The sequence below is a fragment of the Serratia sp. NFX21 genome, from assembly GCF_048517035.1.
Classification (GTDB): domain Bacteria; phylum Pseudomonadota; class Gammaproteobacteria; order Enterobacterales; family Enterobacteriaceae; genus Serratia; species Serratia quinivorans.
The window spans coordinates 914,246-940,400 of the sequence record NZ_CP183196.1 but is presented as its reverse complement, the minus strand read 5'-3'; the positions used below and the strand labels follow the sequence as shown (position 1 = coordinate 940,400).

The following is a 26,155-nucleotide window of genomic DNA, read 5'->3' as shown; positions in this document are numbered from 1 at the left end:
AGGAGAGGGAGATGGGCATCTAACCATTGTCGCATATCTTCGCTTACACCATCCCCATTCCCACCACGCCAGTGACGATCCCGCACAGCGCCACCAGCGCGGCGGTCAGGCACAGGGCTTTGGCGGAAAAGGCTTTGTTCAGCATCAGCAGTGAAGGCAGGCTGACCGCCGGCAGGGTCATCAACAACGCCAGCGCCGGGCCGGTGCCCGTCCCCGCCAACATCATGGTCTGCACAATCGGGATTTCCGCTGCCGTGGGGATCACAAACAGGCAACCGGCGATCGCCAGCCCAATGATCCACAGCAGACTGTTGTCTATCGCACCGTCAGCATGCGGGAACAGCCAGACCCGTGCCGCCCCCAATGCCAGCACCGCCAGAATGTAGATCGGAATGGTCGACCAAAACAGCGCCCACAGCGCCTTTAGCCAGCGGCCAAAGAAGGGTTGTGCCTCGGTTTTCTCCAGCGGTATCACCGGCATTTGCAGTGCTGCAGGTTGCGGGTCGTTGGCAGTCGCGCGCTGCACCAGCCAGGCAATGCCCAATACCATAATCACCCCGGCCACCAGCCGAATAGCGGCAAACTGCCAGCCAAGCACGAAGCCCATAAAAATCAGCGTCGCCGGGTTCAGCACCGGATTACTTAGCCAGAATGCCATCGCTGCGCCGCTGGATACCGACTGACGACGCAGCCCGGCGGCGACCGGTGCCGCACAGCAGGTGCACATCATGCCCGGCAGGGCGATCGCTGCGCCCAAAAGGGTGCCGGAAAACCTCGGATGACCCAATGTACGCATCAACCAGTCACGCGGGATTAACACCTGCACCAGCGAGCCCAATACCACGCCGAGCACTGCAGCCTTCCACACCGCGGTGAAATAGACCAGCGCATAGTGCCAGGCCGCCAGCCACGGGCTGCTGTCGCCATTAGCCAGTATCGATTTGCCGATCGAGTGGGTATCCGCCGCCAGAAAAGCCTTGCCGTAATAGGGCTGCCATTTGACGTAGTAGAGCCCGACGGCCACCACCAGCAGAAACAGGATCGGTTTCCACAGCGGCCAGGGGCGGCTGCGGTGTTCGGTTGCGGTCAGGGGTTGTGGCATGGGTTGGCTCGGTTCGGTGAACAATGACGTCAGCTTAGCGCGCCGCCGCCCCGAGCGCATCATCAGCCTGTCCCAAATAGTTCATCTGTTCGCCACTGACACGTAACCAGATTGTCATTTAACCCCGGCAGAATAACGCCAACTTCACCAAAGGGTACACATCATGCAACGCCAACCATCAGCATCCTGTGAATGGGTATTCGGCACGCCGAGGTTTTTATTATGATGGACTTATCTAGACATCCGACCAGTTTCCCTACCCGCTACCAGCAAATCGCCGCGCAGCTAGAGCAAGAGCTGCGTACCCAATACCGCTGCGGTGACTATCTGCCTTCCGAACAACAGCTGGCAGAGCGCTATCAGGTTAATCGCCATACCCTGCGCCGCGCGGTTGACCAATTGGTGGATCGCGGCTGGCTGCAACGTCGACACGGCATCGGCATTTTGGTGCTGATGCGCCCCTATGACTATCCGCTGCATGCCAATACCCGGTTCAGCCAGAACCTGTTCGAGCAGGGCAGCCACCCCACCAGTGAGCGCTTACTCGCTGTATTACGCCCGTGTAATGGGCATGTTGCCAGTGCACTGTCGCGTGAAGAAGGCGAAACGGTGATCCACCTGCGCACCCTGCGCCGGGTCAACGGCGTGCCGATGAGCCTGATCGACCATTATCTGCCCGATTTGGACTGGTGGCCGGCGTTGCAGCAGTTCCACAGTGGCTCATTGCACGAATTTATCGAACTCAACATCCACCAGCCGCTGACCCGCAAGCAGACGCGCATCAGCGCACGCCGCGCGCAGGCTAAAGAGAGCCGGTTGCTGGAAATAGCCACCCACGCGCCGCTGCTGTGCGTGCGCACCCTCAACGTCTGCACCGGCAGTGACAGCGTGGCGGAATACTCCGTCAGCCTGGCACGCGCCGACATGATTGAACTGACCATGGAGCACTGAATGCAAGCCTTACAGCCGAGACAACGCTGGATGTCGGTATTGGCGCACAGCCAGCCGGACCAGTTGCGCAGCCACTGGCAGGCGCTGAACCTCAGCCCGCGCTACCAAACCATTCGCGCGCCGGAGATTGGCCTGGCGCAGTTACAGGGCCGCATGGGCGCCACCGGCCGCCGCTTTGTGCTGGGCGACATGACCGTCACCCGCGCGGTAGTGCAACTGGAAAACGGCGGTTACGGCTACAGCTATATCGCCGGACGTGACAAGGCACATGCCGAACTCTGTGCGCTGGCGGATGCCCTTTTGCAACTGCCGGAGCAGGCCGAATTGCTGCAACAGCAGCTGATTGAGCCACTGGCGGCCTTGCAGCATGAGCAACGCCAACTCCGTGCCCGGGCGGTAGCCTCCAGCCGGGTGGACTTCTTTACGCTGGTGCGAGGGGATTAACCGATGAGCCTACTGACAGGTTTTGCACAGCCGATCGAACAATCGCAACAGGCTTTCCGCCTGATCCTTAAGGCGTTAAGTGAACCAGGCTATATCGTCACACTGCCGGCAAGCCCGGCCTGGGACGCGCTGAACGCCGCCAGCACCGCCGCACTGCTGACCCTGGCAGACCAGGAAACCCCGATTCAACTGTGTCTGGCGCTAGAAAGTGAGCAAGTGCTAACAAACATTCGCTTCCATAGCGGTGCTCCGTTGGCCAATAACAGCGAAGAGGTGTGCTTTGCCCTGTTCGATGCGCAGCTGCAGGCCACTGATTTGCAAGCGTTACCGCACGGCAGTGAGATTTCCCCCGAGTTCAGCGCCACGGTGGTGGTACAGATCGACAGTCTGGAACAGGGTACCCCGCTGCGCCTGACCGGCCCCGGCATTGAACATCAACGGGTTATCTCGCCGTCGTTGCCGCAGGCCGTGCTGGATTACCTGATTAACCGCCCGCAGCGTTTCCCGCTGGGGCTGGATTTCCTGCTGACCTGCGGTGAGCGCCTGCTGGCGCTGCCACGGACCACCCATGTGGAGGTGTGCTGATGTACGTTGCCGTTAAAGGGGGCGAAAAAGCCATTGAGGCCGCCCATCAGTTACAGGAACAACTGCGGCGCGGCGACGACAGCGTACCCGCGCTCGGCACCCAGCAGATTGAACAGCAATTGGGGTTGGCGGTAGATCGGGTAATGACCGAAGGCGGTATCTACGATCCGCAGTTAGCGGCGCTGGCCATCAAGCAGGCGAGCGGCGATCTGGTCGAGGCTATTTTCCTGCTGCGCGCCTACCGTACCACCCTGCCAAGGTTGGCGGTCAGTGAGCCATTGGCGACCGAAAATATGCGGCTGGAACGCCGTATCTCGGCGGTTTACAAGGACTTGCCCGGCGGCCAGGTGCTGGGGCCAACCTACGATTACACCCACCGGCTGCTGGATTTTGCCCTGCTGGCCGAAGGCGAAGCGCCGCGTGCGCCACAGGCCGACGAACCGCTGCCGGAAAATTGCGCCCACGTGTTCGACTTGCTCAGTCAGCAGCAGCTGGCACTGGCGGAGCAGGATGACGGCAGCGCGCCGGATGATATCACCCGCAATCCGCCGGTTTACCCCTGTTCCCGCTCGGCACGCTTGCAACAACTGGTACGCGGTGACGAAGGTTTCCTGCTGGCACTGAGCTACTCCACCCAGCGTGGTTACGGCCGTACCCACCCGTTCGCCGGCGAGATCCGCACCGGTTATGTTTCGGCGGAGATAGTGCCTGAAGAGCTGGGTTTCGCGGTAGATATCGGCGAGATCCTGTTGACCGAGTGTGAAATGGTCAACGGCTTTATCGACCCGGTCGACCAGCCGCCACATTTCACCCGCGGCTACGGTCTGGTGTTTGGCCGCGCCGAACGCAAGGCGATGGCGATGGCGCTGGTGGATCGCGCGCTGCAAAGCCCCGAGTACCAAGAAGGCATCGCCAGCCCGGCGCAGGATGAAGAGTTCGTGCTGGCCCACGCCGACAACGTCGAAGCCGCCGGCTTCGTTTCCCACCTCAAATTGCCGCACTACGTCGATTTCCAGGCCGAACTGGAATTGCTCAAGCGCCTGCGGCAGGAATTCAGCGAACGTCAGGAGGCCCGCGATGAGTGAAGTATTAACCGGTTATAACCTGGGCTATCTGGACGAACAGACCAAACGCATGATCCGCCGCGCTATTTTGAAGGCGGTGGCCATCCCCGGCTATCAGGTGCCGTTCGGCGGCCGTGAGATGCCAATGCCCTACGGTTGGGGCACCGGCGGCATTCAGTTGACCGCCAGCGTGATTGGCCGCGCCGACGTGCTGAAGGTGATCGACCAGGGGGCCGATGACACCACCAATGCGGTTTCCATCCGTCGCTTCTTCCAGCGCGTTGCCGGCGTCGCCACCACCGAGCGCACGCCGGAGGCCACGCTGATCCAGACCCGGCACCGCATCCCGGAAACCGCGCTGCGTGAAGACCAGATCCTGATTTATCAGGTGCCAATCCCGGAGCCGCTGCGCTTTATCGAGCCGCGTGAAACCGAGACCCGCAAAATGCACGCGCTGGAAGAATACGGCGTGATGCAGGTAAAACTGTATGAAGACATCGCGCGCTACGGCCATATCGCCACCACCTACGCCTATCCGGTGAAGGTCAACGATCGCTACGTGATGGATCCGTCACCGATCCCGAAATTCGATAACCCGAAAATGCACATGATGCCGGCGCTGCAGCTGTTTGGGGCCGGACGCGAGAAGCGTATCTACGCCCTGCCGCCGTTCACCAAGGTAGAAAGTCTGGACTTCGACGACCATCCTTTCACCGTGCAGCAGTGGGACGAGCCTTGTGCCCTGTGTGGCTCACGCCACAGCTATCTCGATGAGGTGGTGCTCGACGATCAGGGCAGCCGCATGTTCGTTTGTTCCGACACCGATTACTGCCAGCAGCAGCTGGCGCAACCTTCGCAAGAGGCGCAGCACTGATGACTTCCACCCCTCTGAGCACCACACCGCTGCTGTCGGTGACTAACCTCACCCATCTGTACGCACCGGGCAAGGGCTTTAGCGATGTCTCTTTCGATATCTATCCCGGCGAAGTGCTGGGCATCGTTGGCGAATCCGGCTCCGGCAAGACCACGCTGCTGAAATCTATCTCCGCCCGGCTGGCACCGCAACAAGGGCAAATCCTTTATCGTCCGCAGGCCGGGCAACAGCACGACCTGTACGCGATGGCGGAAAGCGATCGCCGCCGCCTGCTGCGTACCGACTGGGGCGTGGTGCATCAGCATCCGCTCGACGGACTGCGCCCCAAGGTTTCTGCCGGTGGCAACATCGGTGAACGCCTGATGGCTATTGGCCAGCGTCACTACGGCGACATTCGCCGTCAGGCCGGCCAGTGGCTGGAGGACGTCGAGATCCCGGTATCACGCCTGGATGACCTGCCGACCACCTTCTCCGGCGGCATGCAACAGCGGTTGCAGATTGCCCGCAATCTGGTGACCCATCCGAAGCTGGTGTTTATGGACGAACCCACCGGCGGGCTGGACGTTTCGGTACAGGCGCGGCTGCTCGATCTGCTGCGCACGCTGGTGGTGGAAATGCAGTTGGCGGCGGTGATCGTCACCCACGATCTCGGCGTAGCGCGCCTGCTGGCACACCGACTGCTGGTGATGAAACAGGGCGAGGTGGTGGAAAGCGGCCTGACCGACCGGGTGCTGGACGATCCGCACCATCCTTATACCCAACTGCTGGTTTCTTCGGTGCTGTCGTAACGCAAGGTAATTACAGATGACTATTCAAATCCGGGTTGAACACCTCAGCAAAACCTTTGTGCTCCACCAGCAGCACGGCACGCAACTGCCGGTGCTGCACGATGCCAACATGACGGTCAGCAGCGGCGAATGCGTGGTGCTGCACGGACATTCCGGCAGCGGAAAATCCACTCTGCTACGCTCACTGTACGCCAACTATCTGCCTGATAGCGGCCATATCTGGGTTAATCACCAGGGTGAATGGCTGGATATGGTGCAGGCCGAAGCGCGTCAGATCCTGGCGGTACGCCGCCATACCCTTGGCTGGGTCAGCCAGTTTCTACGGGTGATCCCGCGTATCAGCGCGCTGGACGTAGTGATGCAGCCGTTGCTGGAACAGGGTGTCAACCGCGCCGAATGCCGCGAACGCGCCGAGACGCTGCTCAATCAGCTCAATGTGCCGCAACGCCTGTGGCAGTTGGCGCCGTCGACCTTCTCTGGCGGTGAACAACAGCGGGTGAACATCGCTCGCGGCTTTATCGTCGATTACCCGATCCTGTTGCTGGACGAACCGACCGCCTCCCTAGACAGCCGCAACAGCGCGGCCGTGGTCGCACTGATCGAGCAGGCCAAACAACGTGGCGCGGCTATCGTCGGTATTTTCCATGATGAAGGCGTCCGCCAGCAGGTCGCCGACCGGTTATATGACATGCAGGCGCCACAGGCGCTGGAGATCCTCTGATGATCATCAATAACGTGAAACTGGTGCTGGAAGATCAAACTGTCGAAGGCTCGCTGGAGGTCAGCGACGGCATGATCCGCAGCTTTGCCGATACGCCCAGCCAGTTGCCGCAGGCATTGAACGGTGAAGGCGGCTGGCTGCTGCCGGGGTTGATTGAACTGCACACCGACAATCTGGACAAGTTTTTCACCCCACGTCCGAACGTCGACTGGCCGGCGCATTCGGCCATGAGCAGCCATGATGCACTGATGGTGGCCAACGGCATCACCACCGTGCTGGACGCGGTGGCGATTGGCGACGTACGCGACGGCGGTCATCGGCTGGAAAACCTGCAAAAAATGATCGACGCGGTGATCCACAGCCAGCGCGCCGGGGTCAACCGCGCCGAGCACCGGCTGCACCTGCGCTGCGAACTGCCCAACGAGAGCACCCTGCCGCTGTTCGAACAGTTGATGGACAAGCCCGGCGTCTCGCTGGTGTCGTTGATGGACCATTCGCCGGGTCAGCGCCAGTTCGCCTCACGCGAAAAATACCGGGAGTATTATCAGGGCAAATATCACCTCAACGACCAGCAGATGAGCGAGTATGAAGAGCAGCAGATCAAGCTTTCTGCCCGCTGGGCCACGCCGAATCGTGAAGCCATTGCCGCCCATTGCCGGGCGCGTAAAATTTCGCTCGCCAGCCACGATGATGCTACCGCCGCCCACGTCAGCGAGTCCTGCGCGCTGGGTAGTGTGATTGCCGAATTCCCCACCACCGAAGATGCCGCTCTTGCTTCGCACCAACAAGGATTGCAGGTGCTGATGGGCGCACCGAATATCGTGCGTGGCGGCTCACATTCCGGCAACGTGGCGGCCCATCACCTGGCGGCGTTGGGCGTGCTGGATATCCTGTCCTCAGACTATTACCCGGCCAGCCTACTGGATGCGGCGTTTCGCATTGCGGCCGATGAGCGCAACGGCTACAGCCTGCCGCAGGCGGTACAGATGATCACCCGTAACCCGGCCAGGGCGCTGGATTTGCAGGATCGCGGCACCATCGCCGAAGGCTTGCGGGCAGATCTGGTGTTGGTACGACCGCACGGCGAGCACGTTTACGTGCAGAACGTGTGGCGCCAGGGCAAGCAGGTGTTCTGATGGCGCAGCTTATCTATCTGATGGGGCCATCCGGCTCAGGCAAAGACAGCCTGTTGGCCGCACTTCGCGCCGATGTCGACAGCGCCCCACTGGTGGCGCACCGCTATATTACCCGGCCGGCAGACGCCGGCTGCGAGAACCATATTGCGCTCAGCGAACCGGAGTTCCTGCGCCGCCGCGCCAAAGGGTTGTTTGCCCTCGACTGGCAGGCGCACCAACACCATTACGCCTTTGGCATCGAGGTGGATCTGTGGTTACTGCAAGGGATCGATGTGGTGGTCAACGGATCGCGTGCCCATCTGGCACAGGCACAGCAGCGCTATGGCGCACAACTGCTGCCGGTGTGCCTGCAGGTCAGCACGGGGATTCTGCGCCAACGGCTGCAAAACCGCGGGCGCGAAAATGCCGATCAGATAGAACAGCGGCTGGCTCGGGCGGCGGAATATCAGCAAAAGCTGCCCGCCATTTGCTGCCGACTGGATAACGACGGCAACCTTGACGACACCCTGGCGGCGCTGTTGGCGCTGCTGCCCGCTTCAGCCAAACAACCACAGGATGCCATGCCATGAGTGATTTGGCGCAGCCGAGAATCGGCGACAACGTGACGCTTAACCGCAGCCGCCTCGGCCAGTATGTTCATCTGGCCGACGATGCGATCCTCGAAGAAGTCGAAATGGGCGACTATTCCTACACCGCCGGACATAACCAGATTTTTTACGCTACCATCGGCAAATTCGTGTCGATTGCCTCTTACGCGCGCATCAATCCCGGCAACCACCCCACCTATCAGCGCATCGCCCAGCACCATTTCACCTATCGCGCTTCAGAGTACGACCTGGGGGAAGATGATGAGGCCTTCTTCGACTGGCGGCGCGAACACCACGTGACCATCGGCCACGACGTGTGGATCGGCCATAACGCCATCGTGATGCCCGGCGTCAGCATCGGCAACGGCGCGGTAATCGGCAGCGCGGCGGTGGTGACCAAGGATGTGGCCCCTTATGAGATTGTCGCCGGGGTGGCGGCCAAAAAGATCGGCATGCGTTTTGACGACGCACTGATTGAACGTATTGAACGCAGCCAGTGGTGGCACTGGGATCATCAGACGTTGCAACAACGGCTGGCGGATTTCCGTGATATCCATGCCTTTGCGGAGAAGTATTTATAATCGGGAGTGACCAGATGCAACTGACGTTTCTCGGCACCGGCGGTGCCCAGCAGATCCCGGTGTTCGGCTGTGATTGTCTGGCCTGTCAACGGGCGCGGCGCGAGCCTGCATTCCGGCGCAGAGCCTGCAGCGCAATGCTTAAATTTCAGGGGGAAACGACCTTGCTGGATGCGGGGTTACCGTCGTTGGAGCGGCGTTTTTCGGCGGGGGAAATTCAACGTTTTTTACTGACACATTACCACATGGATCATGTGCAGGGGTTATTTCCTTTGCGCTGGGGGTGCGGAAATTTTATTCCGGTGTATGGCCCGGCCGATGAACAGGGCTGCGATGACCTGTTCAAACATCCGGGCATTCTGGCATTTCAGCCGCCGTTTACCCCCTTCGAAACGGTTGAACTGGGCGGGCTGCACATCACCCCGCTGCCGCTGCAACATTCGAAACTTACTCTGGGTTATTTGATCCAGGCCGCAGGCAAATCGCTGGCCTATCTGACCGATACCGTCGGTTTACCGCCGGATACCGAGGCTTTTCTGCGTGCAGTAACATTGGATTTAATGGTGCTCGACTGCAGCCTGCCGCCTCAGCTGCAGGCTCCGCGCAATCACAACGATCTGACCCGCGCACGGGAAACCCAACAACGCTTACAACCCGGCCGCACCCTGCTGACGCACATCAGCCATCATCTCGATTTGTGGCTGATGGACAACGAACTGCCACCGGGTCTGGAATTGGCGTTCGATAATCTCAGCGTGCACTGTGGTAGCAATGCAGCCGCTCGGATTCCAGCACCTTAACACCCTGACCGGGGCTGAACGCCTGCTCCAACAGAGTCTGCGCCACGTCTTTGGCGGCAACCCCGCGCCATTTGCCGGGCAGCAATTTAAACAACGGCGCACTCAGGCGCTCCAGCAAACGTGGCGAGGAGCGCTCGCCCAACAGCATCGATGGCCGCACCAGCGTCAGGCGCGGCCAGTTCTGCTCACGCAGCGCCTGTTCCATTTCCCCCTTGGTACGGTTGTAAAGGAAGGTCGAACGCGTGCTGGCACCCAGCGCACTGACCGCCAGACAGTGCTGCGCACCTAATCGCCGACCGGTCAGCGCGCTTTCCACCACCAGGGTGTAATCGACGTAGTGAAAATTGGCATCGCTGCCCGCCTCACGCCGCGTGGTACCCAGGCAACAGAATACTATATCGACCGGCTGCTCCTGCTTTGTCAGCAGCGCGAACAGGTCATCACCCACCGGGTTATCCAATTTTTCATGCGCCGGCAGCGGCTTACGAGTTGGCGCCACGATCGCCGTGACCTGCGGATCGGCCTGCAGCAGGTGCAACAGTTCGCGCCCCACCAACCCGGTAGCCCCTACCATAAATACCCGTGCCATATACCCTCCCGCCGAATGATCTCTATGAAAAGTATATACCCGTCATCTTTCAAGTTGCAGCGTTGTTACCTGCACTTGATTACGTGGCCCATCCGTGGGCCACGCCCCTTAAGGGGCCGCTGCAAGCAGCGTTCAAATCTGCTCCCGGCAGATTTGTCACCCCAGTTACTTACTCGAGTAAGCGCCTGGGGATGAGCGAGCTGGCCGCCTAGCTGCAACTTGAAAGCTATAGGCTAGAGTTTATTGCGTCAGGTCCGCGTCCAATGCAGTTTCGTGCCGAAGCCGAGGGTGTTGTCGGTCATTTTCACTTCTTGCAAACTCAGTTGCCATACCGGTGCTTTCATCACTTTGGCTATTGGGAAACGCTTGCAGTAGCGTGCACGTGCAAGCCGCTCCTCGTCACCGCTCAGCATCACCGCTTCGGCGCGATACTGCACCCCGCGGATCAACGCGATGGTCTTCGGCTTTGGCGCTATGGTGCCGACCACCCGGCTATTTTGCAGCATCAATTCGCCGTGGCGGGTATGGGTCTCGGTCATTAGCCACAGCGCCATCTGCCCGGCATCAAAGACGTAAAAACAGTTGGCACACCACATGTCCATACCATTGCCGGCGCACAGTGTCAGCACATGCTGTTTGCTGAGGAAATGCGCAATTTGTTGCTGCTCTTCGGTCGTGTTCAACGTCAATTCTCCTTCCCTTTGCTCGCGTCATCTTACCTGCGTTGTTGAGGACGGTCACAAATAACGATAATGCCACCACTTTACGCAGATGATTAACCAATCATGCATGGTGCATTTATATTCAAATAACGCATAAGTGATCTTATAACATATAAAAAACAAATTAGATTTATCTGGGCATTATGCAAACAGTTTAAATGCTTTTTTTTGTTACCGGCCATACGCAGATAAAATTCAGCGCTCAATTCGCTGGTTTTTTATCAAACCATTTACATATCTAAAAAGCACCATTATTCATTTTTATGCACATCACTGCATAACAAGTGAATAATTATTTATCAATAACCCATGTTACGTGACTGACGTCACATATTTAACTCTGCAGCACGTTAAAATAACGCCATCTTTTCACTCCATAAGGTGGATTAGAAATGGAAAACAACAATCGAAAAATGGCGCATATAAGACGCACAACCCATATTATGATGATGGCTCATCGTAGCTGCTTTAGCTTTGCCTTCTTTAACTTCAGATAACCCTCACCTCTCTCGTTGTTACTAAAAACAGCCTGTCACTATTACGTCTGAACTATTTTTCCTGACATATCAGGACGGATCCCTATTTTATTTTTCCGTGAAATAACAGAAGTAAATTACTGTTTATAGTACACGCGACATAAAACAAAAATCCGAATGAACTCAGGCCTGCGATTAAGCATGACTGCGTTCTTCTCACGCCTTTATTTTAGTGAGGGCATTAGCGACAGGGTTATTAACCTGCCGGCGGGATGCCTTTGCCTGAAGAATGATTAAAATGAATAAATTAAAAATTGCCGCTAATAGCAAAACATTAAGTTGCTTCGAAACCACTCGCGAAGTTGTCGATGTACACCAGAGTGATTTTAATGATATTGCCGCCATCGTATTGTCGGTGGAAGACGTCACGCAGGGCATGGTGGCTCACCTCGAAGAGATCGGCCTGAATATCCCGTTATTCGTGGCGGTTTGCTGCGAAGAAGAGCTGGACAACGCCATACTGCCTGCCCTGCATGGCGTATTTGAACTCTGTGGCAAGAACACCCAGTTCTATGGCAAGCAGCTGGAAGCTGCGGCCGTAAAATACGAAAGCGAACTGCTGCCACCTTTCTTTAATACGCTGACCCAGTATGTCGAAATGGGTAACGCCACCTTTGCTTGCCCTGGGCATCAGGGGGGCGAATTCTTCCGTAAGCATCCGGCCGGGCGTCAGTTCTTTGACTTCTTTGGCGAGACCCTTTTCCGTTCCGATATGTGCAACGCGGACGTCAAACTGGGTGATTTGTTGATCCATGAAGGCGCCCCCTGCGCGGCGCAGCAGCATGCCGCCAAAGTGTTTAACGCCGATAAAACCTATTTCGTTCTTAACGGCACCTCCGCCTCAAACAAGGTGGCAACCAACGCCCTGCTGACGCGCGGTGACCTGGTGCTGTTCGACCGCAACAACCATAAATCCAATCATCATGGCGCGCTGATCCAGGCGGGGGCAACACCGGTGTATCTGGAAACCGCCCGCAACCCGTTTGGCTTTATCGGCGGCATTGACGCGCACTGCTTTGAAGAACGCTACTTACGCCAGCAGATCCGCGAGGTCGCGCCGGAGCGCGCCAATGAAGCCAGACCTTTCCGCCTGGCGATCATTCAGTTGGGCACCTATGACGGCACCATTTATAACGCCCGTCAGGTGGTCGATAAAATTGGTCATCTGTGCGATTACATCCTGTTCGACTCGGCCTGGGTCGGCTATGAGCAATTCATTCCAATGATGAAAGACTGCTCTCCGTTGCTGCTCGAGCTAAACGAAAACGACCCGGGGATCATTGTGACCCAGTCCGTGCACAAACAGCAGGCCGGCTTCTCACAAACCTCGCAAATCCACAAGAAAGACAAGCATATCAAGGGACAAGAACGCTATTGCAACCACAAACGCTTTAACAATGCCTTTATGCTGCACGCTTCCACCAGCCCGTTTTACCCGCTGTTCGCCGCACTGGACGTTAACGCCAAAATGCATGAGGGCAAAAGCGGCCGACGTCTGTGGAAAGAATGCGTTCGCGTCGGCATTGAGGCGCGCAAGATGCTGCTGGAGACCTGCAGCTTAATCAAACCTTTTGTGCCGGACCAAATCGACGGTAAAGCCTGGCAGTCTTATGATACCGAGACGATGTCCAACGATTTGCGCTTCTTCAACTTCATTCCCGGTGAAAAATGGCATGCCTTTGAAGGCTATGCCCAATCGCAGTATTTTGTCGACCCGTGCAAACTGCTGCTCACCACGCCGGGCATTGATACGGCAAGCGGTAACTACAGCGATTTCGGTATTCCGGCGACCATTCTGGCTAACTATCTGCGCGAAAACGGCATAGTACCGGAGAAATGCGACCTTAATTCGATCCTGTTCCTGCTGACTCCGGCCGAAGACATCGCCAAGATGCAGCATTTGGTGGCGCTGATTGCCCGCTTTGAAAAACATATTGAGCAAGATTCGTTAATTAGTGAAGTCTTGCCTGCGGTTTATAAAAACAATCAGCAGCGCTATGAAAATTATACCCTGCGCCAACTCTGCCAGGAAATGCACGACCTCTACGTGAGTTACGATGTTAAAGAGCTGCAGAAAGAAATGTTCAGGAAGAGTTATTTCCCTCGTGTGGCAATGAATCCACAAGACGCCAACACCGAATTTGTCCGCGGTAATGTGGAATTGGTTTCTCTGGCGAAAGCCGAAGGCAGAATTGCCGCCGAAGGTGCCTTGCCTTATCCCCCAGGCGTATTGTGCGTTGTCCCTGGTGAAGTGTGGGGCGGGGCTGCACAGCGTTATTTCCTGGCATTGGAAGAAGGCATCAATTTATTGCCCGGCTTCGCACCGGAATTACAGGGCGTGTATATCCAGCAGGATGAAGATGGCTGGAACCGTGCTTACGGTTACGTAATGAAAAATTAATCACCTTACAAGGCGGTGGATTTTATTCACCGCCCGGATCGCATTATAAAAGAGAGAATGATCATGAGTAAGTCCAATAATAAAATGGGGGTCGTGCAGCTAACGATCCTTACTGCGGTAAACATGATGGGCTCCGGCATAATTATGCTGCCCACCAAGCTGGCCGAAGTGGGTACTATTTCTATCGTTTCCTGGCTGGTTACCGCCGTGGGCTCGATGGCGCTGGCCTACGCCTTCGCCAAATGCGGCATGTTCAGCCGCAAATCCGGTGGCATGGGCGGATATGCTGAATACGCATTCGGTAAATCGGGCAATTTCATGGCGAACTACACCTATGGGGTGTCGTTGCTGATCGCCAATATCGCCATCGCCATTTCCGCCGTTGGTTACGGCACCGAGCTGTTTGGTGCCAACCTGTCGCCGCTGGGGATCTGTATCGCCACCATTGGCGTACTATGGCTGGCTACCGTCGCCAACTTCGGCGGGGCACGCCTGACCGGGAAAATCAGCGGCATCACCGTTTGGGGCGTGATTATCCCGGTGGTGGGGATCTCGATCATCGGCTGGCACTGGTTCAGCGGCAGCGCCTATATTGCCGCCTGGAACCCGCACTCGGTACCGACCTTTGAAGCCATTGGCGCTTCTATCTCCATGACGCTGTGGGCATTTCTGGGCCTGGAGTCCGCCTGCGCCAATACCGACGTGGTGGAAAACCCGGAGCGTAACGTGCCGATCGCCGTACTCGGCGGTACCCTCAGCGCGGCAGTCATCTATATCGTTTCAACCAACGTCATCGCCGGTATCGTGCCGAATATGGACCTGGCCAACTCAACCGCGCCATTTGGGCTGGCGTTTTCCCATATGTTCAACCCTACGGTCGGCAAGATCATTATGGCCCTGATGATCATGTCCTGCGTCGGCTCACTGCTGGGCTGGCAGTTCACCATCGCCCAGGTGTTCAAATCCTCTGCCGACAGCGGCTTCTTCCCGAAAATTTTCTCCAAACTCAGCAAGGCCGACGCACCGGTCAAAGGCATGCTGACCATAGTCATGATCCAGAGCGTGCTGTCTTTGATGACCATCAGCCCGTCGCTGAATAAACAGTTCAACGTGCTGGTGAATCTGGCGGTGGTGACCAATATCATCCCTTACATTCTGTCGATGGCGGCGCTGATCATTATTCAGAAAGTGGCGAAAGTACCGGAGAAAAAAGCGCGAATTGCCAACATCATTGCCGGCATTGGCGCACTGTACAGTTTCTATGCCCTCTACAGTTCCGGTGAGGAAGCGATGATGTGGGGCGCCATCGCCACCTTCCTCGGCTGGACTCTGTACGGTATGGTTTCACCGCGTTTCGAAATGGCGGGGAAAAAAGGCTAACGGTGATAAGCCATAGGCGGCCGGGGATGGGATTACGACGGGGAACATGCCATCATATTCCATCCCTGGCCACCAACGTTGCTGCTTATTCATGACGGAAATACTCCCAACCTGGCATCTCTACATGCTGCGCATGCCCAGCGGTATGCTGTATACCGGCATTACTACCGACGTAACGCGGCGGCTGGCGCAGCATCAGGCAGGCAAAGGGGCCAAGGCACTACGGGGTAAAGGCCAACTGGTGCTGGCGTTTCACTGTCAGGCGGGGGATCGCTCAAAAGCGCTGAGACTGGAATATCGGGTCAAGCAACTGAGCAAAACGCAAAAAGAGAGGCTGGTGAGTCACCCGCCTCTTTCGTTGGATTATTTACTGCCGGACGTTGAGGTTAAAGCCGGTTAAACGGCTCGGAGTATTCCACCGCCCCGCCAACATCAACCAAGGCATCTTCCGCCAATGGGTAAACCTGGAACGCGGCCTCGGTGTCTGGCCAGCGGCACTGCAGACCATAGGCAGCGGCCGGTTTAAAGCCAAAGCGCCCGTAGTAAGCCGGTTCACCCAGCACCACTACCGCGGCATAGCTGAACTCGTTCAACGCATCCAGCCCTTCGTATATCAGCTTTTCGCCCAGCCCCTGACGACGCAGACTTTCGTCCACCGCCAGCGGTGCCAGACCGACCCATTGACGATCCTCACCGGCCACGTCCACCGGGCTGAACGCGGCATAACCCACCACGCCGCCTTCGTCGTCGGTGGCGACAATGCCCAGCGTCAGCAGGCCGTCTTCGCGCAGTTGCTGCACCAGATCGGCTTCATCATCTCGCCCAAAGGCGCGACGCAGCAGGGCATCAATGCCTGCCGCATCTACCGGAATTTCCACGCGGATTAACATGTTGCCGGCACACGGGAAGTTTGCACCGTGCCCTCCTGCAGCCCTGCTTCCACAAATTCGGCCAGTTGCAGCAGGCCAATGCGCAACGGCGCAGGCATGGCTTCCAGCTCGATGGCGTCCATCAGATTTTTTACATACAGGCCCAATTCGGTGTCCCCTTCAATCTGCAGCCGACGCTGAAAGAACAGCGTATCGGGATCTTGCTTACGCGCTGCGATCAGAATCAGATCGTTGGCGTCGCCGCTGAAGCTGACATCAGCTTCGGCGTGTTGGCTGACAACCAGTTTGTCGTTTTCTACCGTCATAAACCAGTGTAGCGCCAGATCGCGAATTTCGATCTTCAACCAGCGCGATTCGAGAAATTCCAGATCGCCATCTGCCAGCGCCTGACGAAATTGCCAGCCCAGTACCTGTTCCAGAAGCTGACGCTGCAAGGCAAACGGCGTGAATTTTAGCGGTACGCGCAGCAACGACGGCCCCTGGCGCACAATGCGCGCTCTTAATTGTTCCAACACTGTCGTTCACTCCTTTCAACACAGATACGCTATTTTGCCACAGCGATACACGGCTGCCGCGCTCTATATCAACAAATAGTGCATTTCACCGCCAGCTTTATCAATACGCCAGAAGCTGCCTCAAATCAAAACCTGTTAAGTACGCTTTCACTAAAATTGCCTCCCGATTAGCGTTTGCCGGTGAAAGAGCCACCGGCAACCCTTGGAGTCAGGATAAATCTATGGAGCTGCTTTGTCCCGCCGGTAATCTGCCGGCCCTGAAGGCTGCGGTAGATAACGGTGCCGACGCCGTGTATATCGGCCTGAAAGATGATACCAACGCCCGCCACTTTGCCGGCCTCAACTTTACCGAGAAAAAGCTGCAGGAAGCGGTCGAGTATGTGCATCGTCATAACCGCAAACTGCATATCGCCATCAATACCTTCGCCCACCCTGACGGCTATGTCCGCTGGCAGCGCGCGGTAGATATGGCGGCGCAGTTGGGCGCCGATGTGCTGATCCTGGCCGATTTGGCGATGCTGGAATACGCCGCCGAACGTTACCCGCAGTTGGAGCGCCACGTCTCGGTGCAGGCGTCCGCCACCAACGAAGAAGCGATCCGTTTCTATCAGCGCCATTTCGATGTCAGCCGGGTAGTGCTGCCGCGCGTGTTGTCGATGCACCAGGTCAAGCAGTTGGCACGTACCAGCCCGGTGCCGCTGGAGGTCTTCGCCTTCGGCAGCCTGTGCATCATGGCCGAGGGGCGCTGCTACCTTTCCTCTTATCTGACCGGCGAGTCTCCCAATACCGTCGGGGCCTGCTCACCGGCGCGCTACGTGCGCTGGCAGCAAACGGCGCAGGGCATGGAGTCACGCCTGAATGGTGTGCTGATCGACCGTTATCGCGACGATGAAAATGCCGGCTACCCAACGCTGTGCAAGGGCCGCTATCTGGTCGATGACGTGCGCTACCACGCGCTGGAAGAACCCACCAGCCTCAATACGCTGGAGCTGCTGCCGGAGCTGCTGGCTGCCAATATCGCGTCGGTGAAGATTGAAGGTCGTCAACGCAGCCCGGCCTACGTGAGCCAGGTGGCCCGCGTCTGGCGCCAGGCCATCGACCGCTGCCGGGCCGACCCGGCCGCCTATCAGGCCGACGCCGGCTGGATGGAAGCCCTGGGTGCGATGTCAGAAGGCACTCAAACCACGCTCGGTGCTTATCACCGTAAATGGCAGTAGCAGGAGGAAACATGAAATACGCATTAGGCCCGGTGCAGTATTATTGGCCGAAAACCGAGCTCGAAGAGTTCTACCGCCAGGCGGTAAGCAGCAGCGCGGAGATTATTTACCTCGGTGAAAGCGTCTGCACCAAGCGTCGCGAGATGAAGGTCGGCGACTGGCTGGCGCTGGCGCAAGAAATTGCCCGCAGCGGCAAACAGGTGGCTCTCTCCACTCTGGCACTGCTGCAGGCACCGTCCGAACTGAACGAACTGAAGCGCTATGTGGAAAACGGGGAATTCCTGATTGAAGCCAACGATCTGGGCACCGTGAACATGGCGGCCGAGCGCAGCCTGCCATTTGTTGCCGGTCATGCGCTGAATTGCTACAACGCCTACACCCTGCGCCTGCTGCACCGCCAGGGCATGATGCGTTGGTGCATGCCGGTCGAGCTTTCCCGCGACTGGCTGACCAAACTGCTGGAACAGTGCGATGAACTGGGTTTCCGCCGGCAGTTTGAGGTGGAAGTCTTGAGCTACGGTCACCTGCCGCTGGCCTATTCGGCACGCTGCTTCACCGCACGTTCGGAAGACCGTGCCAAGGATGAATGCGAAACCTGCTGCATCAAATACCCGCAGGGACGAGTGATGCGTTCGCAAGAACAGCAGCAGGTGTTTGTGTTGAACGGCATCCAGACCATGAGCGGGTACTGCTACAACCTGGGCAACGAGTTGACCAGTATGCAGGGGTTGGTGGACATTGTGCGTCTTTCGCCACAGGGCACCGAGACGCTGGCGCTGGTCGAGCGCTTCCGCGCCAATGAGCAAGGCACACAGCCGTTAACCCTCACCGATCGGGCCGATTGCAACGGTTACTGGCGGCGGGTTGCCGGACTGGAGTTGGTGCCCTAATCAGACGGCCTGCCACAGGCAGGCAACGGAATGTTTGCAAGCCGGGTAAGCGTAATGCCACCCGGCCATTAAGCAGGCAGCGGCAACTACTCTTTGAAGAACCAGTAGCCCTGGTTCATCAGCTCCGTCAGCTCAGCCACAAACGCCGGGTTTTGCAGCGCATCGCCCAGTTCCTGCCGGCCCAGCTCGGTATAACGACACAGCGCATCGGCCGCGCGTGCGTCCACGGTGTCCAGACGCTCGCTGTTGATAAAGAAGCTGTCGCCGATGTGCAGCACACGCAAGCCGCTCAAACGGGTCAGGGTTTCACCGTCCATCAGCGCACTCAGTACCTCTTGCGCCTCATACGGCGGCTCCGCCATGGCGATATCCAGCTCATGACGAGGCGTGGTGGCAAAACGGCCAAACCACTGCTTAAAGTCTTCCGGCTTGCTGATCATTTCGACCATCATTGTGCGCAGGCGCTCAAGCTCATATTCCTCTACCCGCCCCGGATGTTCACGCAGGGTTAAATCAGGATCGCTGTAGTGCACGCCACCCAGATCGTTTTCCAGTGCGTAGTCGGCAAAGCTGCTGATGAGGTCGCGGTCGTTTGGCCCACGGAAACCCACTGAATAGTTGAGCGCAGTTTCGTGGGTGAAGCCGTCATGCGGGAAACCTGGCGGGATGTACAGGATGTCTCCCGGCTCCAGATCTTCATCAATGATCGGCTCGAACGGATCAACGTGCAGCAGCGCCGGATGCGGGCAGAACTGACGCATCGGTAAGGCATCGCCTACGCGCCAGCGACGGCTGCCCATCCCCTGAATGATGAATACATCGTAGTTGTCGATGTGCGGCCCCACACCGCCGCCCGGCACCGAGAAGGAGATCATCAGGTCATCCAGACGCCAGTCCGGCAAAACGCGAAACGGGCGCACCAGCTCGGCTGAGGGCGCATGCCAATGGTTAACGGCCTGCGCCAGCAAGGACCAGCCGGTTTCACCGAGGTTATCGAAATGTTCAAACGGACCGTGGCTGGCCTGCCATTGCCCTCCTGTCTGGCTCACCAGACGGCTGTCAACTTCCGGCTCCATCGCCAGACCCGCCAGTTCGTCTGGCGTGATAGGGTCAACAAAGTTCGGGAAGGCATTTTTCAAAACCACAGGTTTTTTCTGCCAGTATTTCTCTAAAAACTCGGGCCAGTTCAGGTTCAGTTGGTAAGCCATATCATCACACCAGTAAGAGGATCCACGGGCGTGATTATGCGAGAGCGCGGGCCTGCACACCTTGTTAAGGGTCAAGGAAACATGGCTTCAGGCCCCCGGAATTAACTTGCCCGTTTGCGGAGCAGGCTACGCAGCGCCACGCTGTTACGCATGAAACCCACCCCGACACCCAGCAGGGTGTAAATAATCCCCAACACCAGCAGCATCACTACGTCGCCCCAGACTTCATTGAGCGACAGGCCCATTTGGTTAACCCCGGCAATGGCCTTGGTGGCCCAGGTGGAGGGGATACAGTAGGAAATCGCCCGCACCCAGGCCGGCATCGCCTGCAGCGGCCAGATGGTACCGGAGAGGTAGAATATCGGCGTGGTGATAAACGCCAGCGTCAGGTAGATCATTTCTACGCTGCGCAGGCATTCGGTGACCAGCTTGCCCAGCCCCAGTACCGCCAACAGGAACGGGAAGGTCAGCAACAAAATTTCTGCAATACTCGCCGTCTGACGATAGCCCAAGACCCACGGCCACAGTACAAACAGCACGATAGACAGGAAGAGCCAGATCGGTAGCAGCGCCGTCAGCCCGCCCAAATGGGCCGCCAACGGGGGCTTGCCGCCGGGGATGCTCTTCATGGCAATGCTGACGCGAACGCAGGCAATCAATAACGAGTGCTGTAACAGCATCACCAGCAGGCCAGGGAAGATGATCGCCGCAAAGCTGATGCCAGGGTTGAACACGTCCAGCGTTTGCCCCCGTATGGGCGTCAGGATCACCTGCGCCTGGCGTTCGCTGAAACCGCTGCGCAGCAGTAAGCCGTTGTTGTACTGGTTTAGCAGTTGCTGATAGGCCGCAACCACGTCCTGCTGGATCTGGCCGTTGGCCAGCCGGTTGGTAGCATCGCCATAGACCGGTACCACGATATTTTGGCCGCTCAGGATCTTCTTCTCCAGATCCACCGGCATGATGATCACCGCGAACAGTTTACGCCAGCCGAGGTCACTTTTTGCCTGCTCGAGGCTATCGTAAGTCACGATGGCAATCTTCGAGGTCGCGTCCAGTTGGCGGATCAATTGGCGGCTGGCGGTGCTGTGGTCCTGATCAATCACGCCGACCGGCAGATCCCACACCGTCCGGTTGGCATAGACCATGCTCATGACGCACAGCGACAGGATCAGCATCAACCACATCGGCCTCTCCAGCATGCCAAGCAGCACCCGGACGAAGGTTTGCCAGTAGATTTTCATCCCGCGCCCCCTTCCTTCAGCAGCCGCGGCAACAGCCGGTTACGCACCAGGAATGCCGTCACCAACGGGTAGACGGACAGTAATGCACAAACGCTGAAGATGGCACTGGCCGGAACCTGCCGCAGGAACACGTCAAACATCGCGTACAGCGCGTGGGTTAAGGGTTCAATATTGGAGATGATTCGCGCCGGCAGCGGCATCGACAGTTCCGGTACCGCCATACCCGAGAAGGTCAGCGCAATACTGACCAGGATGGCGATCAGGCTGTAGGCGGTGATAATGCTGCTGGTAAAGGTAAACAGCAGCAGGCCGATGCTCTGCGCCGCCATCACGTAAAAGAAGGCAATCATCAACATGAACAGCGGATTGCCGCTGACGCGGGCGTCAAAAATACCCACCAGCGCGGCAATTTCAACCATCAGCAGGCTGGTGAAGCACAGGGTATATGGCGCCAATTTACCCAGCAGTGCCAGGCTGAATGGCCGGGCCTTCAACAGCGATTTGCTGCGCGCCAACACGTAGATCATGCAGGTCACCACAAACAGCTGCAGCAAATGGATAGTCGCGGCAAACTGCTGGTAATAAATATAACTGCCGCTGGCGTTGAATAGACTGCCGTACGACAGCGTCACGTCCGCCAACGGCGGCAGCGTCTTGCCCATCTCGGCGGCGATAATGCTGCGGTAGTTGGCATTGATTTCGGTCATCAGCCCGCTGAAATCCTGAGTGGAATACAGCCCGGCACCATAGAACAATGCGTTGTAATACATCACCACGCTCGGCTGCTTGCCCGCCAGCGCATTGGCTTCAAAGTCCGGCGGTACGTACAACAACGCGTAATCCTGCGCACTACGCAGACGATACAGCGATTCATTCAGCCCGCCGTCATATAGCTCTACGTGAGCATGAGAGCCGGCATCCAGTCGGCGCGTCAGCGACTTGGACAACGAGCTGTGATCGTTATCCACCACCGACACCGGCAGATCCAGCAAGGTCCCTTCCGAAAAGTTGCTGCTGACCAGACCAAACAGCATCAGCGGGAAAATCCAGCTCAGCCAGTGTATTACCGGGCTGCGGAAGGCGACGCGGCACTCGTTATCAAACGCGTGACTGAAGCAGCGCCAACCGGCCCTTACTCTTTCCATAGCCATAAGCTGCTCATCCCTGGACGCAGGCCTTCCACCGGCTGTGACGGATACAGCCGCACTTCAAAGGTTTTCAGGTCGAAGTCACCGGTAGCGCGGGTGGCGCGTTTGGTGGCGTAATCGCCCAGCGGCGCAATATAACGCACCTCCGCTTCGATCATTTTGTCCTTCAACGCCGGTACCCGCATCTGCACCTTATCGCCCTTACGCACATGAGCCAGAATGTCTTCACGCAGGTTAAAGACGAAGTAGGCATCCGGAACGCGGATCAGCGTCAGCAACGGGCTGCCGGCATTCAACAATTCCCCGACCTCCGCCGGGATCGGCCCGACTTCACCGGCCACCGGGGCTAAAACCCGCAGGTCGTCAGTCTGAGCCTTCACTTGCAGCAGGTTTTCTTCTGCTGCCCGCAGCGCTGCGGCGTACTGTTGCCGCAGTTCGATACGGTCGCCATTCGTGCCTTCGTCCAGGTTGGCCTTGGCCGCCTGCACCTGTTGGAATGCGGTGTCACGCGCCCGGCGTGAGCTGTCCAGCTCGGACTTCGAAATATAACCTTTGCCGGAAACGCTCAGGTTACGGTTGTAGTCGTTCTGCGCGTTGCGGTATTGCGCCTCGGCCTGCGCCAGGTTGGCACGCAGATTACGGATGCTTTCTTCACGCGTGCCGTGCAGAGATTGGTCGAGCTGCGCTTTGGCTTCATCGCGCGACGCCTGGGCGGAACGCAGCTGGGCCATCAGTTCCGGGCTATCGAGCTGGATCATCACCTGTTGGGCTTTCACGTCGTCACCACGCTCAACCAGGCGTTCAACCACCCGTCCCTTGGCCTTGGACGCCACGATCACCTCTGGCGCGTCCACTTCCCCCTGCAATAACAAATCCTGATTATGTGCCCGGAACAAGATCGCCATGGCGATCGCCACCACCATCAACAATAAGGTAAACAACGTCTTTTTTTTCATTCTCTCAGCTCCCTGAGCGATAAGCGGCGGGTGGAATCATCACGTCCATATTTTATATCAACTCCCAAAAACCATTTTTATCATAAGGATATAGCAAGCACATATATCCTCTTTTATAACTATAAATTGGATTATGCTTTTAACACTAAAAGCACATTTTGCTTTGTAGTTTGCAGACCGCTGCAATCGCCCTTTAAGCGATCAACTCTTTGATGGACGATATCATGACTGAAAAAACTACGGTGCCGGTTTCGGTACTGGATTTATCCCCCATTCCGCAAGGGGCCAAACCCCGTGATGCCTTTCACGCCTCTTTAGATTTAGCACAACATGCCGAAAAATGGGGCTATCAACGCTATTGGTTGGCAGAACATCACAATATGACCGGCATTGGCAGTGCGGCAACCTCGGTTTTGCTGGGTTATCTGGCCGCCGGTACCCAGAGTATCCGCCTCGGCTCCGGTGGCGTAATGCTGCCCAACCATGCGCCACTAGTCATTGCCGAGCAGTTCGGTACGCTGGAGTCGCTGTACCCTGGACGTATCGATCTGGGTCTGGGCCGCGCGCCCGGCACCGACCAACGCACCATGATGGCGTTGCGTCGTCATCTGTCCGGTGAAGTGGATAACTTCCCGCGCGACGTGCAGGAACTGCAACATTACTTTGGTGAGGTACAAGCGGGCCAGCCGGTGCAGGCAGTACCCGGCCAGGGGTTACACGTGCCGATCTGGCTGTTGGGCTCCAGCCTGTACAGCGCCCAGTTGGCGGCACAGCTTGGCCTGCCGTTTGCCTTCGCTTCCCACTTTGCACCAGAGATGCTGTTCCAGGCATTTAACCTGTACCGCGACAACTTCAAGCCTTCCGAGCAATGCCAACGGCCACACGCCATGGTATGCGTCAACGTGGTGGCCGCCGACAGCGATGCCGATGCTCGTTTCCTGTTTACCTCGATGCAGCAGCAGTTTATCAATCTGCGCCGCGGCTCGCCGGGCCCACTGCCGGCACCGGTGGACAATATCCACGCGCTGTGGACCGCCGGAGAACAATACGGCGTCGATCAGGCGCTGCGCATGTCTGTCATCGGCAATGAAGCTACCGTGCGTAATGGGCTGCAGACGCTGCTCAGCGAAACCGGCGCGGATGAAATCATGGTTAACGGCCAGATCTTTGACCATCAGGCGCGCTTACATTCGTTTGAAATTGTCGCCGGGGTGAAAGGCGATTTGGTGAAGGGATAAACTATTTGGGCGCCTTTACGGCGCCCTCATTTTATCAGCGCTGAATCAGGTAGCGGATGGTGGGACCATCCTGCTGGATATCCAGTACCTTGTAGCCATGGTTGCGCGCATCAAGCGGGATGTTGTTGATTGACTGCGGGCAATCGCTGATCACCTCCAGGATTTCCCCTGGCTTCAACTGCGGCATCGCTTCCAGCGTCGCTACCGCCGGGTAAGGGCAAGGCTCACCCAGCATATCCAACCGGTAATCCGGCACTATCGCCGTTTGCTTCATGACACACTCCTTAAATTAACCACCTGCGCGTCGGGCCTGGCGCGGAAAAATCGTTTTTCCCACCACAGCATGGCGCCAAACGCCAATGCCAGCAGCAGGTAGGTCACCAGCAGGCCGCCGATCGGGCCGAAGGTCTCCAGCAGGTTAACCTTGTCGTAGTCAGTGGCCAGCGTCGGGGCCAAATCATCCCAGTAATAGGCCAGCAGCGTGGCACCAATGATATTGCCCAGCCCAACCCACCAGTAATGCACCTGCCCCTCGACCGCACGGTACATCCAGCCGGTTTCGCAACCCCCGGCCAACACTATGCCAAAACCAAATAACAATCCGCCCAGCACCGCATTGGGGCCGGCCCACATGATTTTAGGCGCCACGCCCAGTTGGACGTAGCTGAAAATGCCGATGGCACTGGCGGCCATACCGAGAATGATGGCCTTCGCCATGTGGGTACGCCCGCTGATCCACAGATCGCGAAACGCCGAGGTGAAACAAATTTGCGCCCGTTCAATCAGCAGGCCAAAACCGATGCCAAACAACATGGCGATACCCAGCTTCGGTGCGTCAAACAGCGTCCATAGCGACCAGGCGATCGCCAGACAGAACACCACCATCCCCAAACGAAAGCGACGACGCGCCTGCTCCGGTTTTTGAGTCAGCGGCGCGGCCGCCTTCACCTTCTGTAATTTGATCGGGATGCGGAACATCGGCAACAGGGTAAATTTGGCACCAAAATAAGAGCCGGCGGCGGTCGCCAGCGCAAAGAACCAGGCGTGCAGCGAGAACTGCGGAATGCCGGTAAAGAAGGCCGCCAGGTTGCAGCCCATCGCCAGACGTGCGCCGAAACCGGCGATGATACCGCCCAGCAGCGCCTGCACAATGCGAATGCGATTCTGCGGCTGGCGTAGCTTGATGTTGTTAGCCCACAGCGCGGCGGCGATACAGCCGGCAAACATGCCGATGATCATCCTGCCGTCGATGCGTTGCAACGGCGTCCCCTCAAGCCCGATAACCTTGAAGTAGCCCCACTGCTCAGGGTGCAACCCGAACAGCTGCAATATATGGCCGCCCCAGCGGGTGAATTCACCGGTCACCGCCCAGAAGGCCCCGGTCAAACCGAAATAGTAGGTAGAGAGGATCCCGGCGGCAATCACCGCGGGTAAAGGTGCCCAAAAGCGCACCAAATATTGAGACTTGAACTGCTGCCAACTCATGGCATCTCCCGTGCGTAGTATCCATAAGAAAAAACCTTATAAATGATACGCCATTTTCCCTCACTTAACGGCGAATTTCAGGCATAAAAAAACCAGCCCGAAGGCTGGT

29 protein-coding genes are annotated in these 26,155 nt (G+C 57.6%); 18 read left to right on the top strand and 11 right to left on the bottom strand.

Annotation, left to right across the window (positions count from 1 at the left end):
- Window positions 1-43: 43 nt before the first annotated feature.
- The gene (locus ACNT1W_RS04420) at window positions 44-1,102 is read right to left on the bottom strand and encodes a permease (RefSeq protein ID WP_419246435.1); all 1,059 of its coding nucleotides are present in this window, start codon (window positions 1,100-1,102) and stop codon (window positions 44-46) included.
- A 225-nt stretch (window positions 1,103-1,327) separates the two neighbouring features.
- Between ACNT1W_RS04420 and phnF the strand changes: the two genes are divergently transcribed.
- From phnF to phnP, 11 genes are read left to right on the top strand one after another with little or no spacing between them, the layout of a single operon-like run.
- Window positions 1,328-2,053 carry a phosphonate metabolism transcriptional regulator PhnF gene (gene phnF, locus ACNT1W_RS04415; protein WP_026142168.1) on the top strand — a complete coding sequence of 242 codons (726 nt, stop codon included), beginning with the start codon at window positions 1,328-1,330 and terminating at the stop codon, window positions 2,051-2,053.
- Window positions 2,054-2,497, top strand: a complete 444-nt coding sequence (gene phnG, locus ACNT1W_RS04410; protein ID WP_012004979.1) for a phosphonate C-P lyase system protein PhnG — start codon at window positions 2,054-2,056, stop codon at window positions 2,495-2,497. It begins immediately after the preceding gene.
- Window positions 2,498-2,500: 3 nt separating this feature from the next.
- Complete coding sequence (gene phnH, locus ACNT1W_RS04405) at window positions 2,501-3,082, top strand: phosphonate C-P lyase system protein PhnH (protein WP_419246434.1); 582 nt, start codon at window positions 2,501-2,503, stop codon at window positions 3,080-3,082.
- Window positions 3,082-4,167, top strand: a complete 1,086-nt coding sequence (locus ACNT1W_RS04400; protein ID WP_012004977.1) for a carbon-phosphorus lyase complex subunit PhnI — start codon at window positions 3,082-3,084, stop codon at window positions 4,165-4,167. Before phnH ends, ACNT1W_RS04400 begins: the two co-directional genes overlap by 1 nt.
- A complete protein-coding gene (locus ACNT1W_RS04395) occupies window positions 4,160-5,020 on the top strand; it encodes an alpha-D-ribose 1-methylphosphonate 5-phosphate C-P-lyase PhnJ (protein WP_017891399.1) in 861 nt (286 codons plus the stop codon). The genes ACNT1W_RS04400 and ACNT1W_RS04395 overlap by 8 nt, the downstream gene beginning before the upstream one ends.
- Window positions 5,020-5,808 carry a phosphonate C-P lyase system protein PhnK gene (gene phnK / locus ACNT1W_RS04390; RefSeq protein ID WP_112363019.1) on the top strand — a complete coding sequence of 263 codons (789 nt, stop codon included), beginning with the start codon at window positions 5,020-5,022 and terminating at the stop codon, window positions 5,806-5,808. The genes ACNT1W_RS04395 and phnK overlap by 1 nt, the downstream gene beginning before the upstream one ends.
- A gap of 16 nt (window positions 5,809-5,824) precedes the next feature.
- Window positions 5,825-6,529, top strand: a complete 705-nt coding sequence (gene phnL / locus ACNT1W_RS04385) for a phosphonate C-P lyase system protein PhnL (RefSeq protein ID WP_012004974.1) — start codon at window positions 5,825-5,827, stop codon at window positions 6,527-6,529.
- The gene (phnM, locus tag ACNT1W_RS04380) at window positions 6,529-7,665 is read left to right on the top strand and encodes an alpha-D-ribose 1-methylphosphonate 5-triphosphate diphosphatase (RefSeq protein WP_012004973.1); all 1,137 of its coding nucleotides are present in this window, start codon (window positions 6,529-6,531) and stop codon (window positions 7,663-7,665) included. The genes phnL and phnM overlap by 1 nt, the downstream gene beginning before the upstream one ends.
- Entirely contained in the window at window positions 7,665-8,234 is a 570-nt protein-coding gene (phnN, locus tag ACNT1W_RS04375; protein WP_012004972.1) for a ribose 1,5-bisphosphokinase, read from the top strand. Before phnM ends, phnN begins: the two co-directional genes overlap by 1 nt.
- Window positions 8,231-8,833, top strand: a complete 603-nt coding sequence (locus ACNT1W_RS04370) for a DapH/DapD/GlmU-related protein (RefSeq protein ID WP_218217185.1) — start codon at window positions 8,231-8,233, stop codon at window positions 8,831-8,833. The genes phnN and ACNT1W_RS04370 overlap by 4 nt, the downstream gene beginning before the upstream one ends.
- Window positions 8,834-8,847: 14 nt before the next feature.
- Window positions 8,848-9,630, top strand: coding sequence for a phosphonate metabolism protein PhnP (phnP, locus tag ACNT1W_RS04365; RefSeq protein ID WP_135344722.1), 783 nt, complete (start codon window positions 8,848-8,850; stop codon window positions 9,628-9,630).
- Here phnP and ACNT1W_RS04360 read toward each other — a convergent pair.
- The gene (locus tag ACNT1W_RS04360; RefSeq protein WP_135344723.1) at window positions 9,581-10,219 is read right to left on the bottom strand and encodes an NAD(P)H-binding protein; all 639 of its coding nucleotides are present in this window, start codon (window positions 10,217-10,219) and stop codon (window positions 9,581-9,583) included. The genes phnP and ACNT1W_RS04360 overlap by 50 nt on opposite strands.
- A 248-nt stretch (window positions 10,220-10,467) precedes the next feature.
- Window positions 10,468-10,902 carry a YhbP family protein gene (locus tag ACNT1W_RS04355; protein ID WP_012004968.1) on the bottom strand — a complete coding sequence of 145 codons (435 nt, stop codon included), beginning with the start codon at window positions 10,900-10,902 and terminating at the stop codon, window positions 10,468-10,470.
- A 431-nt stretch (window positions 10,903-11,333) separates the two neighbouring features.
- Between ACNT1W_RS04355 and speFL the strand changes: the two genes are divergently transcribed.
- From speFL to ACNT1W_RS04335, 4 genes are all read left to right on the top strand, one after another.
- Window positions 11,334-11,438 carry a leader peptide SpeFL gene (gene speFL / locus ACNT1W_RS04350; protein ID WP_112363015.1) on the top strand — a complete coding sequence of 35 codons (105 nt, stop codon included), beginning with the start codon at window positions 11,334-11,336 and terminating at the stop codon, window positions 11,436-11,438.
- 277 nt (window positions 11,439-11,715) lie between these two features.
- Window positions 11,716-13,878 carry an ornithine decarboxylase SpeF gene (gene speF / locus ACNT1W_RS04345; RefSeq protein ID WP_368454037.1) on the top strand — a complete coding sequence of 721 codons (2,163 nt, stop codon included), beginning with the start codon at window positions 11,716-11,718 and terminating at the stop codon, window positions 13,876-13,878.
- A gap of 63 nt (window positions 13,879-13,941) precedes the next feature.
- On the top strand, window positions 13,942-15,258 hold the full coding sequence (gene potE, locus ACNT1W_RS04340) for a putrescine-ornithine antiporter (protein WP_017891391.1): 1,317 nt from the start codon (window positions 13,942-13,944) through the stop codon (window positions 15,256-15,258).
- Window positions 15,259-15,349: 91 nt separating this feature from the next.
- Window positions 15,350-15,658 (top strand): GIY-YIG nuclease family protein, encoded by a 309-nt coding sequence (locus ACNT1W_RS04335; protein WP_026142167.1) that lies wholly within the window; start codon window positions 15,350-15,352, stop codon window positions 15,656-15,658.
- Here the strand turns inward: ACNT1W_RS04335 and ACNT1W_RS04330 are convergent.
- Both ACNT1W_RS04330 and ubiT read right to left on the bottom strand, forming a co-directional pair.
- Complete coding sequence (locus ACNT1W_RS04330; protein ID WP_012004964.1) at window positions 15,645-16,148, bottom strand: GNAT family N-acetyltransferase; 504 nt, start codon at window positions 16,146-16,148, stop codon at window positions 15,645-15,647. The two genes, ACNT1W_RS04335 and ACNT1W_RS04330, sit on opposite strands and share 14 nt — an antisense overlap.
- The gene (gene ubiT, locus ACNT1W_RS04325) at window positions 16,142-16,663 is read right to left on the bottom strand and encodes a ubiquinone anaerobic biosynthesis accessory factor UbiT (protein ID WP_012004963.1); all 522 of its coding nucleotides are present in this window, start codon (window positions 16,661-16,663) and stop codon (window positions 16,142-16,144) included. Before ubiT ends, ACNT1W_RS04330 begins: the two co-directional genes overlap by 7 nt.
- A 221-nt stretch (window positions 16,664-16,884) precedes the next feature.
- Between ubiT and ubiU the strand changes: the two genes are divergently transcribed.
- Together ubiU and ACNT1W_RS04315 are read left to right on the top strand one after the other, a co-directional pair.
- Complete coding sequence (ubiU, locus tag ACNT1W_RS04320) at window positions 16,885-17,880, top strand: ubiquinone anaerobic biosynthesis protein UbiU (protein WP_259191806.1); 996 nt, start codon at window positions 16,885-16,887, stop codon at window positions 17,878-17,880.
- Window positions 17,881-17,891: 11 nt separating this feature from the next.
- Window positions 17,892-18,770, top strand: coding sequence for a U32 family peptidase (locus ACNT1W_RS04315; protein WP_012004961.1), 879 nt, complete (start codon window positions 17,892-17,894; stop codon window positions 18,768-18,770).
- Window positions 18,771-18,856: 86 nt separating this feature from the next.
- Here the strand turns inward: ACNT1W_RS04315 and ACNT1W_RS04310 are convergent, their stop codons facing one another.
- The 4 genes from ACNT1W_RS04310 to ACNT1W_RS04295 form a co-directional block, all read right to left on the bottom strand.
- Window positions 18,857-19,978 (bottom strand): cupin domain-containing protein, encoded by a 1,122-nt coding sequence (locus tag ACNT1W_RS04310; protein WP_112363010.1) that lies wholly within the window; start codon window positions 19,976-19,978, stop codon window positions 18,857-18,859.
- 101 nt (window positions 19,979-20,079) lie between these two features.
- Window positions 20,080-21,219, bottom strand: coding sequence for an ABC transporter permease (locus ACNT1W_RS04305; protein WP_012004959.1), 1,140 nt, complete (start codon window positions 21,217-21,219; stop codon window positions 20,080-20,082).
- The gene (locus ACNT1W_RS04300; protein WP_017891386.1) at window positions 21,216-22,370 is read right to left on the bottom strand and encodes an ABC transporter permease; all 1,155 of its coding nucleotides are present in this window, start codon (window positions 22,368-22,370) and stop codon (window positions 21,216-21,218) included. Before ACNT1W_RS04300 ends, ACNT1W_RS04305 begins: the two co-directional genes overlap by 4 nt.
- Complete coding sequence (locus ACNT1W_RS04295) at window positions 22,352-23,323, bottom strand: HlyD family secretion protein (protein WP_017891385.1); 972 nt, start codon at window positions 23,321-23,323, stop codon at window positions 22,352-22,354. The genes ACNT1W_RS04300 and ACNT1W_RS04295 overlap by 19 nt, the downstream gene beginning before the upstream one ends.
- 224 nt (window positions 23,324-23,547) lie before the next feature.
- Between ACNT1W_RS04295 and ACNT1W_RS04290 the strand changes: the two genes are divergently transcribed.
- Window positions 23,548-24,561: a luciferase-like monooxygenase gene (locus ACNT1W_RS04290; protein ID WP_172491137.1), complete on the top strand. Its 1,014-nt coding sequence runs from the start codon at window positions 23,548-23,550 to the stop codon at window positions 24,559-24,561.
- Window positions 24,562-24,595: 34 nt separating this feature from the next.
- Here ACNT1W_RS04290 and yedF read toward each other — a convergent pair whose 3' ends face one another.
- Together yedF and yedE are read right to left on the bottom strand one after the other, a co-directional pair.
- Window positions 24,596-24,835 carry a sulfurtransferase-like selenium metabolism protein YedF gene (gene yedF / locus ACNT1W_RS04285; RefSeq protein ID WP_012004955.1) on the bottom strand — a complete coding sequence of 80 codons (240 nt, stop codon included), beginning with the start codon at window positions 24,833-24,835 and terminating at the stop codon, window positions 24,596-24,598.
- Window positions 24,832-26,046 (bottom strand): selenium metabolism membrane protein YedE/FdhT, encoded by a 1,215-nt coding sequence (gene yedE, locus ACNT1W_RS04280; protein WP_012004954.1) that lies wholly within the window; start codon window positions 26,044-26,046, stop codon window positions 24,832-24,834. Before yedE ends, yedF begins: the two co-directional genes overlap by 4 nt.
- Between the last annotated feature and the right edge of the window lie 109 nt (window positions 26,047-26,155).

What these genes read in the sequence shown, in the direction of transcription:
- ACNT1W_RS04420 (WP_419246435.1), bottom strand. Translation starts at nt 1,102, where the DNA reads ATGCCACAACCCCTGACCGCAACCGAACACCGCAGCCGCCCCTGGCCG.
- phnF (WP_026142168.1), top strand. Translation starts at nt 1,328, where the DNA reads ATGGACTTATCTAGACATCCGACCAGTTTCCCTACCCGCTACCAGCAA.
- phnG (WP_012004979.1), top strand. Translation starts at nt 2,054, where the DNA reads ATGCAAGCCTTACAGCCGAGACAACGCTGGATGTCGGTATTGGCGCAC.
- phnH (WP_419246434.1), top strand. Translation starts at nt 2,501, where the DNA reads ATGAGCCTACTGACAGGTTTTGCACAGCCGATCGAACAATCGCAACAG.
- ACNT1W_RS04400 (WP_012004977.1), top strand. Translation starts at nt 3,082, where the DNA reads ATGTACGTTGCCGTTAAAGGGGGCGAAAAAGCCATTGAGGCCGCCCAT.
- ACNT1W_RS04395 (WP_017891399.1), top strand. Translation starts at nt 4,160, where the DNA reads ATGAGTGAAGTATTAACCGGTTATAACCTGGGCTATCTGGACGAACAG.
- phnK (WP_112363019.1), top strand. Translation starts at nt 5,020, where the DNA reads ATGACTTCCACCCCTCTGAGCACCACACCGCTGCTGTCGGTGACTAAC.
- phnL (WP_012004974.1), top strand. Translation starts at nt 5,825, where the DNA reads ATGACTATTCAAATCCGGGTTGAACACCTCAGCAAAACCTTTGTGCTC.
- phnM (WP_012004973.1), top strand. Translation starts at nt 6,529, where the DNA reads ATGATCATCAATAACGTGAAACTGGTGCTGGAAGATCAAACTGTCGAA.
- phnN (WP_012004972.1), top strand. Translation starts at nt 7,665, where the DNA reads ATGGCGCAGCTTATCTATCTGATGGGGCCATCCGGCTCAGGCAAAGAC.
- ACNT1W_RS04370 (WP_218217185.1), top strand. Translation starts at nt 8,231, where the DNA reads ATGAGTGATTTGGCGCAGCCGAGAATCGGCGACAACGTGACGCTTAAC.
- phnP (WP_135344722.1), top strand. Translation starts at nt 8,848, where the DNA reads ATGCAACTGACGTTTCTCGGCACCGGCGGTGCCCAGCAGATCCCGGTG.
- ACNT1W_RS04360 (WP_135344723.1), bottom strand. Translation starts at nt 10,219, where the DNA reads ATGGCACGGGTATTTATGGTAGGGGCTACCGGGTTGGTGGGGCGCGAA.
- speFL (WP_112363015.1), top strand. Translation starts at nt 11,334, where the DNA reads ATGGAAAACAACAATCGAAAAATGGCGCATATAAGACGCACAACCCAT.
- speF (WP_368454037.1), top strand. Translation starts at nt 11,716, where the DNA reads ATGAATAAATTAAAAATTGCCGCTAATAGCAAAACATTAAGTTGCTTC.
- potE (WP_017891391.1), top strand. Translation starts at nt 13,942, where the DNA reads ATGAGTAAGTCCAATAATAAAATGGGGGTCGTGCAGCTAACGATCCTT.
- ACNT1W_RS04335 (WP_026142167.1), top strand. Translation starts at nt 15,350, where the DNA reads ATGACGGAAATACTCCCAACCTGGCATCTCTACATGCTGCGCATGCCC.
- ACNT1W_RS04330 (WP_012004964.1), bottom strand. Translation starts at nt 16,148, where the DNA reads ATGTTAATCCGCGTGGAAATTCCGGTAGATGCGGCAGGCATTGATGCC.
- ubiU (WP_259191806.1), top strand. Translation starts at nt 16,885, where the DNA reads ATGGAGCTGCTTTGTCCCGCCGGTAATCTGCCGGCCCTGAAGGCTGCG.
- ACNT1W_RS04315 (WP_012004961.1), top strand. Translation starts at nt 17,892, where the DNA reads ATGAAATACGCATTAGGCCCGGTGCAGTATTATTGGCCGAAAACCGAG.
- ACNT1W_RS04310 (WP_112363010.1), bottom strand. Translation starts at nt 19,978, where the DNA reads ATGGCTTACCAACTGAACCTGAACTGGCCCGAGTTTTTAGAGAAATAC.
- ACNT1W_RS04305 (WP_012004959.1), bottom strand. Translation starts at nt 21,219, where the DNA reads ATGAAAATCTACTGGCAAACCTTCGTCCGGGTGCTGCTTGGCATGCTG.
- ACNT1W_RS04300 (WP_017891386.1), bottom strand. Translation starts at nt 22,370, where the DNA reads ATGGCTATGGAAAGAGTAAGGGCCGGTTGGCGCTGCTTCAGTCACGCG.
- ACNT1W_RS04295 (WP_017891385.1), bottom strand. Translation starts at nt 23,323, where the DNA reads ATGAAAAAAAAGACGTTGTTTACCTTATTGTTGATGGTGGTGGCGATC.
- ACNT1W_RS04290 (WP_172491137.1), top strand. Translation starts at nt 23,548, where the DNA reads ATGACTGAAAAAACTACGGTGCCGGTTTCGGTACTGGATTTATCCCCC.
- yedF (WP_012004955.1), bottom strand. Translation starts at nt 24,835, where the DNA reads ATGAAGCAAACGGCGATAGTGCCGGATTACCGGTTGGATATGCTGGGT.
- yedE (WP_012004954.1), bottom strand. Translation starts at nt 26,046, where the DNA reads ATGAGTTGGCAGCAGTTCAAGTCTCAATATTTGGTGCGCTTTTGGGCA.